12 protein-coding genes are annotated in these 15,762 nt (G+C 73.2%); 8 read left to right on the forward strand and 4 right to left on the reverse strand.

Annotated features, from left to right (window positions below; genetic code table 11):
- Window positions 1–281: 281 nt before the first annotated feature.
- Window positions 282–1,451 (reverse strand): hypothetical protein, encoded by a 1,170-nt coding sequence (locus tag AB0I89_RS09250; RefSeq protein ID WP_357123369.1) that lies wholly within the window; start codon window positions 1,449–1,451, stop codon window positions 282–284.
- A gap of 330 nt (window positions 1,452–1,781) precedes the next feature.
- On the opposite strand from AB0I89_RS09250, the gene AB0I89_RS09255 reads away from it, so the two are divergent.
- A complete protein-coding gene (locus AB0I89_RS09255) occupies window positions 1,782–3,692 on the forward strand; it encodes a hypothetical protein (protein WP_357123372.1) in 1,911 nt (636 codons plus the stop codon).
- Window positions 3,692–5,482 carry a hypothetical protein gene (locus AB0I89_RS09260; RefSeq protein WP_357122746.1) on the forward strand — a complete coding sequence of 597 codons (1,791 nt, stop codon included), beginning with the start codon at window positions 3,692–3,694 and terminating at the stop codon, window positions 5,480–5,482. Before AB0I89_RS09255 ends, AB0I89_RS09260 begins: the two co-directional genes overlap by 1 nt.
- Here the strand turns inward: AB0I89_RS09260 and AB0I89_RS09265 are convergent, their stop codons facing one another.
- Window positions 5,483–7,333 carry a hypothetical protein gene (locus AB0I89_RS09265; protein WP_357123375.1) on the reverse strand — a complete coding sequence of 617 codons (1,851 nt, stop codon included), beginning with the start codon at window positions 7,331–7,333 and terminating at the stop codon, window positions 5,483–5,485. It lies immediately after the preceding gene.
- A gap of 122 nt (window positions 7,334–7,455) precedes the next feature.
- On the opposite strand from AB0I89_RS09265, the gene AB0I89_RS09270 reads away from it, so the two are divergent.
- The 5 genes from AB0I89_RS09270 (at window position 7,456) to AB0I89_RS09290 (ending at window position 12,374) form a co-directional block, all read left to right on the forward strand.
- Window positions 7,456–8,733, forward strand: a complete 1,278-nt coding sequence (locus AB0I89_RS09270; RefSeq protein WP_357122749.1) for a PQQ-binding-like beta-propeller repeat protein — start codon at window positions 7,456–7,458, stop codon at window positions 8,731–8,733.
- The gene (locus AB0I89_RS09275; RefSeq protein ID WP_357122752.1) at window positions 8,730–10,013 is read left to right on the forward strand and encodes a PQQ-binding-like beta-propeller repeat protein; all 1,284 of its coding nucleotides are present in this window, start codon (window positions 8,730–8,732) and stop codon (window positions 10,011–10,013) included. The genes AB0I89_RS09270 and AB0I89_RS09275 overlap by 4 nt, the downstream gene beginning before the upstream one ends.
- A 77-nt stretch (window positions 10,014–10,090) precedes the next feature.
- Window positions 10,091–10,759 (forward strand): response regulator transcription factor, encoded by a 669-nt coding sequence (locus AB0I89_RS09280; protein WP_355053305.1) that lies wholly within the window; start codon window positions 10,091–10,093, stop codon window positions 10,757–10,759.
- On the forward strand, window positions 10,756–11,937 hold the full coding sequence (locus AB0I89_RS09285) for a HAMP domain-containing sensor histidine kinase (RefSeq protein WP_357122755.1): 1,182 nt from the start codon (window positions 10,756–10,758) through the stop codon (window positions 11,935–11,937). The genes AB0I89_RS09280 and AB0I89_RS09285 overlap by 4 nt, the downstream gene beginning before the upstream one ends.
- A gap of 38 nt (window positions 11,938–11,975) precedes the next feature.
- Window positions 11,976–12,374, forward strand: a complete 399-nt coding sequence (locus tag AB0I89_RS09290) for a VOC family protein (protein WP_357122758.1) — start codon at window positions 11,976–11,978, stop codon at window positions 12,372–12,374.
- Between the two features lie 70 nt (window positions 12,375–12,444).
- Here AB0I89_RS09290 and AB0I89_RS09295 read toward each other — a convergent pair whose 3' ends face one another.
- Window positions 12,445–14,427, reverse strand: coding sequence for a M36 family metallopeptidase (locus tag AB0I89_RS09295; protein WP_357122761.1), 1,983 nt, complete (start codon window positions 14,425–14,427; stop codon window positions 12,445–12,447).
- Window positions 14,428–14,581: 154 nt separating this feature from the next.
- Between AB0I89_RS09295 and AB0I89_RS09300 the strand changes: the two genes are divergently transcribed.
- Window positions 14,582–15,085 carry a levansucrase gene (locus AB0I89_RS09300; protein WP_357122764.1) on the forward strand — a complete coding sequence of 168 codons (504 nt, stop codon included), beginning with the start codon at window positions 14,582–14,584 and terminating at the stop codon, window positions 15,083–15,085.
- 59 nt (window positions 15,086–15,144) lie between these two features.
- On the opposite strand, the gene AB0I89_RS09305 is transcribed toward AB0I89_RS09300, so the two are convergent.
- On the reverse strand, window positions 15,145–15,693 hold the full coding sequence (locus AB0I89_RS09305) for a hypothetical protein (protein ID WP_357122767.1): 549 nt from the start codon (window positions 15,691–15,693) through the stop codon (window positions 15,145–15,147).
- Window positions 15,694–15,762 lie beyond the last annotated feature (69 nt).

Here is a 15,762-nt window from a genome sequence, read left to right on the forward strand (position 1 = left end):
TCCACCGACGGCGGGCGCCCCCAGGGGCTGCCCGCCGTCGTGCGTCCGCGCCACCCCGGCCGCGTCCCCGCGCGACCTCCCACCCTCCCGCCCTCCCGCCACCCTCCCACCCTCTCGCCGCGCGCCGATCTTGCACTTTCGGTTGTCGAAGCGCACCCTTTTGCGCCTTGTGTCGCAGCAGAAAGTGCAAGATCGCCGGGGCAGGCCGGGGCGGGCCGGGGCGGGCCGGGGCGGGCCGGGGCGGGCCGGGCGGGGTGGGGCGGGGTGGGGTGGGGTGGGGGTTAGCGGTGGGGGCTTACTGAGCGGTAGTGGGTTTTGTCGGTGTTGGCGAGGCTGTAGGTCTGGGTGTGGGACGGCTCCGGCACGACCACCAGGCCGGGGCGTTCCACCAGCAGCGGGGTGCCCGGCGGCACGGAGAGCGAGCTGTCCCGGGTGGCCCGCCAGCTGAGCACCAGCAGCGGCTGGTTGGGGATCGGAAGCTGGTACGTCTGCAACGGGGTGGCCCGGTCGGCCGGCGACACCACCGGGGCGCTCCCGTCCGCCGGCCGGTAGACGACGGCGGTCATCGTGCCGGCGTCGGTGTCCCAGCTGAGCTGCTGCAACTCGGCCGGCTCGCCGCCGCCGAGCGCCACCTCGCCGAGCGACCGGACCGAGAGCTTCGCCATCGGCCAGGACGTCGGTACCGACTTCGGCGCGTCCCGGTCGCCGATCCGGCGCGGAATGCTGCCGAAGGGGCCCCGCTCGCCGGCCAGCACACAGGTGTCCAGGCCGGTGAGCGCGCGGCGGCCGGCGCCGGACTCGTCCCGTACCAGCGGATAACGCGGGTCGGTCGTGCCGGTGCCCAGGTCGAGCAGCCGGTCGGCGGCCCGCCCCCGGGGCAGTGACTCGGTGGCGCGCAGGGTCGCCGTCACGCCGACAGCGGTGCAGGCTGGCACGTCGACCGGGGCGCTGAGGCCGTCGGTGACGGCCAACGCCCGACCCTGCGGCCCGAGCAACTGCTGCACCCGGGCCGAGACCAGGTAGCGCCGACCGCCGGCCGTCTGGACCGGCAGCACGTCGGAGTAGACCAGGTAGCCGGGGTCGGTGTACTCGGTGGCGCGGCTGATCGCGTACCGGCCGCCGTCACCGGTGAGTTGCAGCAGCCAGGACGCGCTCTCGCCCGGCACGTCGGCCGCGACCAGGGCAACCGGGGTCCCGTCGACGCGTCCGGAGAAGAGGATGCCGGACGATGGCAGGTGCGCCCGGTCGTCGTCCGGTGACCGCCAGTCGCGTACCGCCTCGGTGACCGCCGTCGTCGCTGCGGCGTCGCCGGACAGATCGCCCCGGGGCGGCCACACGGCCAGCGTGCCGTCGAGGCTGTCGTACCCCACCCGCAGGTCGCGAGGCGCGCGGTCCGCGACGGGACCGCACGCGGTGCTGACCAACAACGCCGTCAGCAGGGCGGCGAGCATCCTGCCGTGCCGGCGGCCCGGAGTCACCTGATCCGCCCCCGATCGCCTCGCCGTCGCTGTCGGAAAGCGCCATAGTACGAGATGTCCGATGCGACGCCGCCGCTGGCCGGTTCCTCGTCCGCCACAATGGACATCACCGGGGCTTTAGTGCCCTTTTCGCCACTCGGGTAGACTCCGCCGACTGTGACGCCTGCCGAGTCCCGCGCCCTCGCTTCCCGGGCCAGGTCCGTCGGGGCGCCCGGCGACTCCGCCGCCCTGACCGACCGGGTCGACACCGCCCCGGCCCCGGTGACCTCGACCGCGCCCGAAACAACCGCGCCGGCCCAGGCCGTGCCGCACGAGGTCGCGGTGGACCAGGCCGCGCTGGCCCAGGCCGCGCCGGCCCAGGTCGCGCTGGACCAGGTCGTGCCGCACGAGGTCGACCGGGACGAGACCGGGGCGGCGACCACCGCGCCGGACGGGACGGTCCCGGCGTCCGGGCCGAGGCGGAGCCGTTGGGCCCGCTGGACCCGACGGCGGCAACACCTGGCGGTCGGGGCGCTGTTCCTGCTCGCCGCCCTCTGGGTGACCAGCCGGCTCTGGCTGGACCCGGCCGGCCGGGTGGCGTCGCTCTACACCGGTGACCCGGCTCAGGTGCAGTTCTTCCTCGCCCACTCGGTACGGGTGGTGCTGCACGGTGAGTACCCGTTCTACACCGAGCAGTTCAACTACCCCGACGGCGTCAACCTGATGGCCAACACGGCGGTGCTGGCGCTGGGCATCCCGATGGTGCCGGTGACCCTGCTGTTCGGTCCGGCGGTGTCCTTCGTGGTGCTGGTGACGCTCGGCCTCGCCGGCACCGCCATGGCCTGGTATCTCGTGCTCCGCCGCCACCTCGTGCGTACGCCGCTCGCGGCGGCCGTCGGTGGCTGGTTCTGCGGCTTCTCCCCGGCGATGCTCTCGCACGCGAGTTGGCACCCGAACATCATCAGCCAGTTCCTGCTGCCGTTCATCGTCTGGCGGGTCCTGGTGTTGACCCGTTCGCGCCGGCCGGTCCGCGACGGCGCCCTGCTGGCTCTGCTCGTCACCGCGCAGGCGTTCATCAACGAGGAGATCCTGCTCTTCACGGCGCTGGCCTGCGGGATCTTCCTGATCGCTGTGGTGGTCCAGGAGCCGGACCGTTGGCGGGCGGCGTGGCGACCGCTGGCCGCCGGTCTCGCCGCCTGCGCGCTGCTGGCCGGGGCCCTGCTGGCGTACCCCCTGTACGTGCAGTTCGTCGGGCCGATGGCGTACCACGGGCTCAGCGACGCGGTGCAGGACTACGGCAACGACATCGCCGCCTTCTTCGCGCCCGGCTCGGCCACTCTCGGCGGCAACCAGCGGGCCAACGTCAATCTGGCGCCCAACTACTCGGAGGAGAACGCCTTCTTCGGCTGGAGCCTGTCGATGCTCGCCGTCGGCGTCGTGGTCTGGCTGCGTCGGGAGATGCTCGTCCGGGCGCTCGCCGTGACCGGCGCGTTCTTCGCCCTGCTCTCGCTCGGTGAGCAGATCTCCTGGTGGGACCGGGACCTGGTCACCGGGCCGTGGGAGCTGCTGGTGCACCTGCCCCTGCTGGACGCGGTGGTGCCCACCCGGTTCGGTCTGATCACCACGGTGGTCATCGGTCTGCTGCTCGCGATCGCCGTCGAGCGGGCCTGGGCGCTGCGGCCGGCCGACCGACGTACCGTCCGGACGCTCACCGCCGCCGGCCTGGCGTTCGCGCTGCTGCCGATCGCTCCGATGCCGCTGCGGATGGTCTCCCGGCCCCCGGTGCCGGAGTTCATCACCGCCGACCGGTGGCGGGCGTACGTCGGTCCGGACCAGACGCTCGTGCCGATCCCGGTGCCCAGCATGGGCAACACGCACGGCATGCGCTGGGCGGCGGCCACCAACCTCGACTTCAAGATCCCGGGTGGCTACTTCCTCGCCCCCCGCAACGGCAACACCGGTGACCCTGGCCGGTTCGGCGGACGACCCAGCGGAGTGGGCCAACTGCTGGAGGAGGTGGCGACCACCGGTCGTACCTCCAAACTGGACGACCGGCAGCGCCGGCGCTTCACGGACGAGCTGCGGCACTGGCGGGCGGCGATCCTCGTACTCCCGGTCCGTCAGCAGAACGCCGAGCCGTTGCGGCGTACCGTCGAAGAGCTGGTCGGCCCCGGCCGCCAGGAGTTGGACGTCTGGGTGTGGGATGTCCGGACGCTGACCGACCGCTCGGTCTGATGACCACGGGAACGGCGCCGTCGACGACGCCGGCCGATTCCCCGACCGCGCGCCCGCCACGAGCGGCGTGGCTGCCGGACGCGCTGGTGGTCGCGGGCTACCTGACGCTGGCCGCGGTGCTGACCAGCCGGCAGTGGGGCCATCCTCAGCGGCTCTTCCACCAGGCCGGTGACCAGGTGCTCTTCGAGTGGATGCTGGCCCACGCGGCGCACGCCGTGGTCGCGGGGGAGAACCCGCTCTTCAGCGCCGCCCTGAACGCGCCGTACGGCGTCAACCTGATGGCGAACACGTCGGTGCTCGGCCTGGGCGTGCCGCTGGCCCCGGTCACGCTGCTGTTCGGCTCGCAGGTGGCGTTCTGTGTGGCGGTGGTCGGCTGCCTCGCCGGCACCGCCACGGCCTGGTACGCGCTGCTGCGCCGTCGGCTCGTCTCCGCCCGTTCCGCGGCGGCGCTCGGCGGGCTGGTCTGTGGATTCGCCCCCGGCATGGTCGCCCAGGCCGGCGCGCACCTGCACGTGGCCGCCCAGTTCCTGCTGCCGGCGATCCTCGCCCTGGTGTTCCGGGCGGGCACCGGCCGGTCGGCGGTGTGGCGGCCCGGTGTCGGCCTCGGGCTGCTGCTCGTCTGGCAGGTCTTCATCGGCGAGGAGGTGCTGGTCTTCCTGGCGCTCGCCGCCGGGGTGTTCGCGCTGGGCTACGCCCTGGCCGATCGGGCCGCGGCCCGTCGTCTCGTGCCGGCCCTCCTCGGCCGGCTCGCGGTGGCGGCGGTGGTCGGCGCGGTGCTGCTGGCGTACCCGCTGTGGTTCCAGTTCCACGGCCCGCAGCACTACACCGGGATGGCCTTCGCCGCGCACGGCTTCCAGCTCGACGCGGCGTCGTTCACCGCCTCGGCCCGGCAGACGGTGCTCGGGGACGACTGGCTGCCGGGTCTGCTCTCACCGAACCCGACGGAGGAGAACTCGTTCTTCGGACCCGGGCTGCTGGTCCTCGCCGTCGTGGTTGTGGTCTGGCTGTGGCGACGACCGCTGGTCCGCGCCCTGGCCGGCTGCGGTGTGGTCTTCGCCCTGCTGTCGCTCGGCACCGACCTGCGGGTGGACGGCAGCGCCACCGGCATCCCGGGCCCGTACCGGCTCGTCGCCGGGCTGCCGCTGCTCGACCTGGCGGTGCCGGCCCGGTTCGCGCTGGTCTGCGTGCCGGTGCTCGGCGTCCTGGTGGCGCTCTTCGTGGACCGCGTCGCCGGGGCCCGCCGGACGGCCGTGCCGGGCCTGCCGGTACGGCTGGTGTGGGCGTCGGCGGTGGCCGCCGCGTTGCTGCCGCTGACGCCGACTCCGATCCGGGTTGTTCCGGTCCCGCCGGTGCCGGCCTTCGTCGCCGAGGGCGGATGGCGAACGCTGGTGCCGCCCGGACGGACCGTGGTGGGCCTGCCTCCGGTCACCGGCGCCGCGCTGAGCCCGGTCATGCTCTGGTCGGCGCGCGCCGGGCTGTCGTTCGACGCCCCCGGCGGGTACTTCATCGGGCCGAGCGGGCCGGACGACCCGGCGGCCCGCTGGGGCGCCCCGGACCGGCCCACCGCCCTGCTGCTGCGCCGGGTCGCCGAGACCGGCCTGACACCGGTGCTGAGCGCGGCCGACCGCCGCCAGGCCGTCAAGGATCTGCGGCACTGGCGAGCGGCGGTCGTGGTACTCGGCCGGCTGCCCAACGGCGACGCCGTCCGGCGGACGGTCGATGACCTGCTCGGCGCGGGCCGCCCGGTCGACGGCGGGTGGATGTGGGACGTGCGGCCCCTCGTCGGTTGATCAGCCCACCAGGGCGCGGACGTCCCAGACCCAGACGTCGTCGACCCGCTGCGGCGGCCCGAGCAGCGCGGTGACCAGCTCGCGCAGCACCGCCTCGCGTGGGTGGGCGCCGAGCACCACCACCGACGCCCGCCAGAACCGCAGGTCCTCGACGGCCTGCCGCCGGTTCTCGTCGGTGAGCGGGGGCAGGACCCCCGCGTCCATGGTGGAGTAGATGAGGCTGCTGGTCGGTCGGTTCGGCGCGCCGAAGACACCTTCGCCCAACTCGTTCGGGCCGATGAAGTAGCCGCCCGGAATGGGGAACTCCTGCTCGGTCAGGGCACTCCAGCGCAGCGTCGGCAGACCGTGCACGTTGCTCGGGATCGGCACCGGCACGAGGGTCCGGCCCGCCGGCACGTACGGTCGCCAGCCGCCCGCGGTGATGAAGTGCGGCGGCGGGTCGATCTGCTGCGCGGGCAGCGGCCGGGGGAACAGCGGCAGCAGGGCGACGGCGACCGCCGCGTACCCCAGGGGTCGCAGCCACCGTCGGCGCGGCGCGACCGGCGCGGCGGCCGGCTCCCCGGCGCGCGGGGCCGGCGCGAGGCCCGCGCGGGCCTGCCGGGCCGCCGCGTCGCAGAACAGCGCCAGCAGTACGCCCACCGAGGCGGCGACCACCAGCGCCAGCCGGGTCGGCATCATCATCTCGACCAGCGGCAGATCGTCCGACACGTACGACCACGGGCCGGGGATGTCGGTCTCCACCCCGTCGAAGCGCACCCACGGCCCGATCGAGGCCACGGTGAACACCACGACGAGCACCGCGACGACCCGGGCGGCGAGCGAGCGGCGTACCAGCAGCGCCAGGGCCACCAGCGAGAGCAGTACCAGCGGCCAGCCGAACCAGGTGTTCTGCTCGGTCAGCCCAATCGTCTTCTCGATCGCCGGGTCACCCGCCCAGGTGTCCCTGGCGAAGGAGACGAAGGCGACCAGATCCTCGCCCCAGTTGTGGAAGACGCCACCCTGCAGGCCCCGGTAGGACTGGGGGCCGTCGAACTGGAACCAGATCGGGTACGCCGTGAGCGTCAGGGCCAGCCCACCGGCCACCCCCATCCCGGCCAGGAACGTCCCGGCCATGGCGCGGGTGGCCCGGGGCCGCTGTACCGCGTACGCCAGCACGACGACGAGGCAGGCCAGCGCGGTGAGGAGCAGCATCTCCTCGTTGATGAAGATCTGGTACGCCACCAGCGCGCCGAGCGCCAGCCCGTTGCGCCGCCACCGGCCCGGCTCGCCGAGGCGCAGCACCCGCACCACGATCAGCGGGAGCAGGAAGTTGGAGACGAAGTTGGGTTGGCCGTTGGCGTGGTGGATGATGCCCGGCGCGAAACCGAGGAAGGCCCCGCCCACGAAGGCCGCCGCCCGCGAGCGCACCAGGTGCCGCGAGAGCATCCAGTACGCGGTGCCGGCGGTGGCGGCCAGGGCCCCGCCCAGGTAGAGGGCGTACATCACCTGCGGGCCGAGCAGCATGGTGAGCGGGGCCAGCGGCAGCGTCACCCCGAGCAGCGAGGTGTTGGCCATCATGTTCACCCCGTCCGGGGCGTTCTGCCGGGCCGTGAACAGCGGGTTCTCCAGGTGCCGCAGCGAGTACGCGCCGTGCGCGAACAGCCACTCGAACCAACTGTGGTCGGTGGGCAGGTGCGACGAGACCCGACCGGTCACGTCCCCCCAGTAGTTGAGGCAGACGAAGACGCCCAGCACCACATAGGCTCCGAGGGCCAACAGGTCGGCTCGGGCCGGGCGACGTCGAGGCCGCCGTGTCGGCTCGACCTCGGCCGACGTGGGGTCGGTCACGGAATTCAGCGAGGGGTCTACCACCGGCACAGCCACGACGCGCCATCGTACAGGCGAGGATGCGTCGCTTTTGCCGGGCCGGTACGCCCACGGCCGGTTTGCCGGGCCGCACCCGGTCGGTTGCGCCGGCGATGGAGGGACGGTCCTTGTCGATCATCGAGCTGGGCGAGATCCGGGACGAGCCTCCGTCGCTGCCGCCGGTCCGCCCGCCGCGCGCCGCCGGCCGCCCCCTGCGTACCGTGGCCGTGCTGCTGCTTGCCCTGGTCACCCTCGCTGGCGCGACACCGGTCCGGCACCGTGCCGTCACGTCGGTGCCGACCGCGCCGGGCGCCTCGGCGTACCTCACCGAGGATGGCGTCGTGGTGGTCGACGCGTCCACGCCCACCGGGGACCGGTACCTAAGCGTCTACGACCAGGCCGGGCCGGCGGGCGGAGACGGCGTACGGCGTCGGTGGCGCGCGGCGCTGGAGCGCAGCGGTGACTACGTGACCGTGTGGATCCAACGCGAAATGCTGCTGGCGGTGGGTGTCAGCGTCGCCAGCGGTGTGTTGGAGACCACCGCCTACGACGCGCAGACCGGCCAGCGGCGCTGGCGTCACCCGGGGATCGCCCAGCGGGCGACCGACGGGGGCATGCTCCTCGCCAACGACACGGGCGACGCGCTGGGCACGGTGAGTCGGGTGACGCCCGACACCGGCCGGCTCCTGTGGTCGGTGCCGGTTCCGTTCGGTGGCACCGAATTCCACCGGCAGGGCGGGCAGGTCGACCAGATCGTGTTCGTCCAGCCGACCGGTGAGGTGCAGGTGTACGACGCCGACACCGGGGACCTGCGACACAGCGTCGACACGTTGCCCGGTGATCGCTCGGCGTTCCAGCGGGTGCAGGTCGTGGACGACCTGGTGCTGCTCGTACCACCCGGCAGCACCGAGCTGGTCGCCTTCCGGCTGCCCGCGATGGAGCGGGCCTGGACATCGCCGGTGCCGCTGGTGGCCTGGGCGGTACCGTGCGCGGATCTGCTGTGCGCGGTCCAGCAGACCGGCGGCATCCAGACCATCGAGCCCGCCACCGGCGCGGTCCGCTGGTCGGACCCGGGGCCGGACATGCTGGTGGACGTCCGGCGGGACAGGCTGCTGGTGGCCACGTCCGAGCAGCAGTACGCGGTGCGCGACGCGCGGACCGGACGGGAACGCGCCGAGTTGGGCCGGTGGCAGCTCGTGAACCAGGTACGCAGGGAGGACGCGCTGCTCGGCGTACACCCGACGTCCGACGGTCGGCTCGTCGTGGCCGAGCTGGACCTCACCGCCGGCCGGACGCGGATTCTGGACGTCCTGCCGGAGGTGGCGGGCGGGTGTCAGTCGGCGCGGCCCGTCCTGCTCTGCCGACGGCTCGACGGCTCGACGGCACTCTGGAGGTTGTCCCGGTGAGCGATGCGGTGATCGACCTCGGGGAGCTGCGGGACGGGTCGGACCCCGATCCGCTGCCCCGCCCACCGTGGAGGAGGGGGCGTCGGACCCGCACCGCGCTCGTCGCGCTGCTGGTGCTCGTCGGCCTCGCCGCGTCGACGCCGACCGCCCCGCGTGAGGTGGTGACGCTGCCGGCCGGGCCGGGCGCCGACGCGCTGGTCACTGACGATCTGCTCGTCCTCGTGGAACCGCTGTCCGAGCCGGGACAGCGGCAGGTCCGGGCCACCCGCCTGCCCGGCGGCGAGCTGGCCTGGCGGGCGTCCCTACCGACCGAGGGCCGGTACTGGGGGGTCGCGCAGCAGGGCGAGACGCTGCTGGTCACCGGCCACGAGGTCGGCGCGGACGGGCAGGGGACGCTCACCATCGCGTTGGACCGCCAGACCGGGGCGTACCGGTGGCAGCAGCCCGGCAACGCCACCGGGCTCTCCGACGGCGCTCTGCTGCTGTGGTCGGCGGGCGAGAACGGTGGCGCGCTGCGCGCCGTCGATCCGTGCTGCGGCACGGTGCGCTGGCAGATGTCCGTCGATCCCGGCGTCGACCTGTCGTTCCACGAGGGTGGGTACGGGGTGGACCGTCTGGTGCTGCGCCACCCCGACGGGCCGACCGAGATCCGCGAGGCGGCCACCGGCGTCGTCCTGGCCCGTGCCGACGTCCGCCCGCCCGGCGGTTCGGGCGCCGTGTCCGTGCAGCCGCTGGGCGACCTGCTCGTCACCATCGGTGGCCGTACCGCCATGATCACCGCGTACGGCCTTGACGACCTGCGGCAGCGCTGGAGCGTCCCGTCCGGCGAGGCGATGTTCGCCAGCGACTGCGGTGTCGTCATCTGCGTGCAGACCCGCTCCGGCGGCGTACGGACGATCGACGCCGCGACCGGTGTGCCGCGCTGGAGCGACGACCGCTGGGGATGGGTCTGGCCGTCCGCCGGTCGGCTGCTCGCCAGTTCGGTGGGCAGCTCCCCGCCGGGCGTCGAGAATCTCGTCGTGCTCGACGCGCCGACCGGCCGGGTGCTCGCGGAGCTGGGACGGTGGGAGGTGGCGCAGTACGCCTCCGACGGTCCTCTGATCGGTGTACGCCGACACCCGGGCGGCGGGCTGCTCGTCGCCCGGCTGGACGTCCGTGCCGGGACCGTGCGCACGTTGGACGTGCTGCCGGGGGCGGGCGGGGAGTGTCAGACCCTCACCGGTCAACTGCTCTGCCGGCGGCGGGACGGCGACTTCGGGTTGTGGCGGCTGCCAAGCTGACCACCGGCGGCCCCACGAGGGAGGATTGCTTGCCCGCCGGCACTAGGTTGTCGGTGGTCAGCAGCGAGGAGGCCGGGATGCGGGTACTGGTGGTCGAGGACGAACGCAACCTCGCCGACGCGATCGCGCGCGGGTTACGCAAGCGGGGCATGGCGGTCGACGTGGCGTACGACGGTGACGCCGGCCACGAGGCGGCGTTCGTCACCCGGTACGACGTGGTGGTCCTCGACCGCGACCTGCCCGGCGTGCACGGCGACCAGATCTGCGCCGACCTCGCCGCCTCCGGGGCGCTGACCCGGGTGCTCATGCTGACGGCGAGCGGCACCGTGGCCGACCGGGTGGAGGGGCTGCAACTCGGCGCGGACGACTACCTGCCCAAGCCGTTCGCGTTCGACGAGCTGGTCGCCCGGGTGCAGGCGCTGGGTCGGCGGGCCACCCCGGCCGCGCCGCCGGTGCTCGAACTGGCCGACCTGGTGCTCGACCCGGCCCGCCGGGTCGCCACCCGCGCCGGTGTGCCGGTGGACCTGACGAACAAGGAGTTCGGCGTGCTCAGCGAGCTGCTCAAGGCCCGCGGCGCGGTGGTGTCCAGCGAGGAGCTGCTGGAGCGGGTCTGGGACGCCAACACCGACCCGTTCACCACCATCGTCCGGGTGACCGTCATGACCTTGCGCAAGAAGCTCGGCGATCCGCCGTTGATCGAGACGGTGGTGGGGGCGGGCTACCGCACCGCCGAGGTGCTGCCGTGAGCCGGCCGGCACGGCTGCGGCCCACCCTGCGGCTGCGGTTGACGCTGCTCAACGGCGTACTGCTGGTCGGCGCGGGCGCGATCCTGGTGCTGCTGGCCTGGCTGCTGGTGCGCGACGCGCTGCGGCCCACCGATGAACTGCTGCCCGGCACGACCGTGCTGCTTGCCGACGGCGGCGAGTTGGACGCCGCCCAGTGGCAGCGTCAACTCGTCGACTCCGCCTCCGGGGAGTTGCTGGCCAAGGGCCTGGTCGCGCTGTTGGCGATCAGCGTGGTGGGGGTCGCTGGCGCGTACGCGGTGGCCGGCCGGGCGCTGCGACCCCTGCACCAGGTCACCGCGACCGCCCAGCGGCTCGGTGAGGCGACCCTGGACCAGCGCATCGGCTACTCGGGCGCGGACGACGAGGTGGCCGAGCTGGCGAAGACGTTCGACGCGATGCTGGACCGGATCGCGTCCGCGTTCGAGGCGCAGAAGCGATTCGTGGCGAACGCCTCGCACGAGCTGCGTACCCCGCTCGCCGTCATGCGGACCGAGATCGACGTGACGCTCAGCGACGACGACGCGGACGCCGCCGAGTACCGCCGGATGGCGACCGTGGTGCGGGACGCCTCGGAGCGCGCGAACAGCCTGGTGGACGCGCTGCTGGTGCTGGCCCGCAGCGAGGCCCAGGCCGGGGGTCGGCTGGGCCGGCGCAGCGAGTGCGACCTGGCCACGGGCACCGCCAACGCGTTGTCCGCGATGCGCCGCGAGGTCGACCGGATCGGCCTGCGGGTGCAGACGTCACTGGAGTCCGCCCCGGTGGTCGGCGACCCGGGGCTGCTGGACCGGTTGGCCGGCAACCTGATCGAGAACGCCGTCCGCTACAACCACCTGCACGGCCGGCTGTGGGTACGGACGGGCACCGACGGCGACCGCTCGTGGCTGGTGGTGGGCAACACCGGTTTCGAGGTGGACCAGGCCGACGTGCCGGGGCTCTTCGAGCCGTTCCGGCGCGGCGGCCGGGAACGTACCGGCGCGCGCGGCTCCGGCCTGGGGCTGTCCATCGTCCGCGCGGTCTGTCAGGCGCACGGTGGAACGGTCCGGGTGGTCGCCCAGCCCGGTGGCGGCCTGGATGTGACCGTCACCCTGCCGGCGGTGGACGCCCCGGCGGTACCGGGCCCGGTGGCCATCAGCGGCTGAGCGACGATTGCGCGACATCACCCTCGTGGAGGACCACTGTGAGTTCGACGATCCACAACATCAGCATCGACTGTGCCGACACGTACGCCCTGGCCGGCTTCTGGTCGAAGGTCTTCGACTGCCCGATGCAGCCGGACGACCTTCCCGGCGACCCGGAGGCGATGCTGCTGCCGCCGGGCGGCCCGGAGGTGCTGTTCATCGCCGTGCCCGAGGGCAAGGCGGTGAAGAACCGGCTGCACCTGGACCTGCAACCCGCCGACCGGACCCGGGCCGAGGAGGTTGAGCGGCTGCTCGGCATCGGCGCGACCCTCGTCGACGATCAAACCAGGCCGGACGGCGCCGGCTGGGTGGTGCTCGCCGACCCGGAGGGCAACGAGTTCTGCGTGCTGCGCAGCGCCGCCGAGCGGGCGGCGACCCCGGCGGGGCCGGCGGGCTAGACGCCGTCGGCCTGGTGCCGTACGGCGGGACGCCGCAGTCGCGACGCCCCGCCGTACCCATGCCGGCGCGTCAGCGCCGGGGCACCGAGAAGTCCTCGGTCGGAGTGGTGTCGCTGGCGCCGTCCGTACTCGCGTGCAGGCCCATGCCACGCGCGGCGAAGACCCGCCAGATCTCCCGCTGCCCGCGACCGTGGTTCACCACCCGGTCCGCCAGCAGGATCGCGTCGCGCATGTCCAGGTAGGACGGGTCCGACGGCGACAGCTCCATCGCCCGGGTGATCAGCGAGCGGGCCAGGCGGCTGCCGATCGCGGCACGCAGGTCCCAGAGCGTCTGTGCCCAGATCTCACCGTCGGCGTGGATCTCCGGCTCGGTGGTCCCCGGCACGGTCGACGAGTTGCGGATCTTGCCGTAGTCGCCGTACGTGTAGCCGCCCGTGCCCGCGGCGGGGTTGCCGGCACACACCGGCTCGGTGCTGTGCACCGGGCAGTCCATCGCCTCGCTACGCACCGAACGACCGCCCAGGATGTAGTCGCCCTCGCGGACGTCACCGTCGACGGCGTCGTCCCGCTCGAGACCGCTGTCGACCAGGTAGTCCAGGCCGTACCAGTCGCTCCACGCCTCGTACATCGCCTGCGCCTGGGCGCTGATGAGGGTCGAGTTGCCGTTGGCGTCGACCACCAGCCGGTCGGACAGTCCGTGGGTGTACTCGTGGTAGAGGATGTCCGCGGTGTCTCCCGAGTTGCCGGCGAGAACGCTTGCCGACTTGACGAACAGGTACATCTGCATGCGCGGCGCCATGCCGTCCGGCGGGGTCGTCATGTTGGCGTTGTTGGCGTGCTTGCTGTCCGGCAGGCCGTTGGCGGTGTCCGCGCCGTCCATCGCCTCGGCGACGACCGCATCGCCGTCGACCGCCTCGAAGTTGCCGGCCGCCCGGGTGAAGCCGATCGGTGCGGCCGCGAGGTGGTCGTGCCAGGTGCCGAGGAAGGAGAAGAGCTGCGCGGCGTTCTGCTCGCGGTTGGTCTGCCAGGAGTACGGCACCGCCGGATTCCACGAGCACTGCCGTTGCGCCGAACACGGGGCGCCGACCTGGTCGGAGAAGTTCGTGAACGGGAAATCGAAGCTGCTCCCGGCGTTCGGCGCGACCTCTTCCGACGCCTGGGCGACGTTGTCGGCGTTCACGTCGGAGTAGACGTGCCCGACGTTGCCCTCCAGCCGGGTCGCGTTCGGCGGCAACCACCTGTTCAGGTCGACCGTGCGCTGGCTTCCGCCGACCGGGGCGCCCGGGTAGTTCTGCCACGTCGTCGCGTGGTGGTTGGCGACCATGCTCCGCTGGAAGAGGACGCTGCCGTCGGCCGCGTCCAGCACGCTGAGGTAGCCCCCGGCCATGTCGATCACCTCCCAGGCCAGTCTCGGGCCGGCCTTCGTGTTGAAGACGACCTGGCGGGCGCGACCGCCGTCGGAGAAGGTCGCGGACGACGTGGTCCGGGAGCGCACGGCCGCGGCCGGCACGCCCGACACGGTGCGTACCGCGGCTCGGTGGGCGGCGACGGCGTCCACGCGCGCCGCGCCGAGCGTGGCGGGCAGCCCGGCCAGCGGCACGCCGTCGACCGCGATCAGGCGGCCGTCCCTGGTGACGTGCGCCTTGAGGCCGTTGCCGACGACGTCGACCCCGTTCACGCGCTGTACGAAGCTCAGATGGTGGGTGCCTTCGATGTCGACGTAGTCCTTGCGCAGCCGCAGGGCGGCGATCTCGGCGGCGGTCAGGCCGACGGCCGAGCGATGGGCCGCCAGATACTCGCGGGCGATCCGCTCGGGAGCGGCAGCGCTCGGCCCGGTCAGGTAACCGTCGAGCCGGGCCAGCCGCCGCAGCGTCGCGGTGTCGCGGTCGATCTCGACGATGCCCTCCGCGCCGAGACTCGCCCGCAGCGAGTTCGCCGCCTCGGCGACCCTGCCGCCGGGGGGAGCGGCCTGCGCGTTGATCGGCAGCAGCGCGGACGCGAGCAGGACGCCCGCCGCCGCGGCGACACCGCGTCGGATGATGGTTGAGCCCACTCTCGTACTCCAATACTTATGCAGGCATCAATGACGCGACAGACGCTAAAGGTCCGTAATGGACATCCACTTGATCGGCGATCATGGCAGTGGCGGGGTGCGCGCCCGGTGCTGTTAGATGAGCGGCCACAGCAGGGTGAGGGGTGTGTGGCGGATGGACACGACGGCGATGGAGCCGGTGCAGGCGTACCTCACCGCGACCGGTGACCGGCTGCGGGCCGACGGTTGCGAGGTGCGGATCGAGGACTGGGGTGGCACGCCGGTGCTGATCGGCTACCGGGGCGACTTCAGGATGCGGTGGATGGCCACCAAGCTGCACCTGTTCACGATCGCCGCGCCGACGATGCGGGTGACGGCCGACGTCCTGGAGGCGTTCAGCACCTCGGCGATGGATTACGTGCTGGCGCGCAAGGGGCAACTGCGGGGCTTCCAGAACGGGGTGGCGGTGCTCCCCGCCCTGGTCGGCCTTGAGGTCGAGCCGGCAGCCGCGGCGTGGGCCCAGGAGAAGCAGCGGCTGAAGTTCGCCGCGCTGGCCCGTCCGGTGGCCGTGGACGCCCGTACCGGCGTCGCCGCCGCCTTCCGAGGGAGCCCCACGCTCGGCTTCATCTACGCGGCTCACCTACGCGGCAAGCTCGACGCGTACTTCCCGGTCGCCTGACGGCGGTACGGCGGGGCCCCGGTCACCCTCGGGTGGCCGGGGCCCGGTCGTGCGTTCGTTCAGGATCGCTGCTCGATCTGACCCCGGACGCCGACGAACTCCGCCTTGGCCTCTGCGGCGGTCTTGAAGTACATGACCACCAGGCCCACGCTGCCCCGGTCGGCCCAGACGCAGACGCCGAGGGGGACGCTCTCGGCCTTGCCGTCGCCGCAGCGCGCGTCGCCACCCAGCGGCCCCGCCTCGACCGCCGCCATGTTGGTCACCGACAGCTGGCTGGCGAGCCCGGTCACCGCCTCGTCCAGCTCCTTCTTCGGGTCGGCCATCACGCCGGACACCGCGGCGATCAGGACGAGGTCCTGCTTGGTCGGATCGCCGTAGAACGCGCCGACCGTGCTGGTCTCGTTCTGCACCTCGGTCTTCATCTGGGTGACCATCTGGTCGGCGACCGTCTGCAACTGCGGGTCGGTGTTCTTGGCCCGGCCGGCGAGGGCGGCCGGTGCGACGACCCGGGTCTTGGTGGCGTCGACGACGTCGCCCACCTCGTCCTTGACCGCGAACCAGGTGATCGCCGCGCCGCCGAGGCAGAGCACGAGCACGACGGCCAGCACGATCAGGAGGATCTTGCCGACGTTCGACTTCTTCGGCGGCGGGCCGGCCAGGTGCGGGCCCCCGTAGGG

The organism is Micromonospora sp. NPDC049801 (assembly GCF_040656575.1).
In the GTDB taxonomy this organism is placed as follows: domain Bacteria; phylum Actinomycetota; class Actinomycetes; order Mycobacteriales; family Micromonosporaceae; genus Micromonospora.

Coding starts and splice junctions, on each gene's coding strand:
- AB0I89_RS09250 (WP_357123369.1), bottom strand. CDS start 1,451: ATGCTCGCCGCCCTGCTGACGGCGTTGTTGGTCAGCACCGCGTGCGGT.
- AB0I89_RS09260 (WP_357122746.1), top strand. CDS start 3,692: ATGACCACGGGAACGGCGCCGTCGACGACGCCGGCCGATTCCCCGACC.
- AB0I89_RS09280 (WP_355053305.1), top strand. CDS start 10,091: ATGCGGGTACTGGTGGTCGAGGACGAACGCAACCTCGCCGACGCGATC.
- AB0I89_RS09300 (WP_357122764.1), top strand. CDS start 14,582: ATGGACACGACGGCGATGGAGCCGGTGCAGGCGTACCTCACCGCGACC.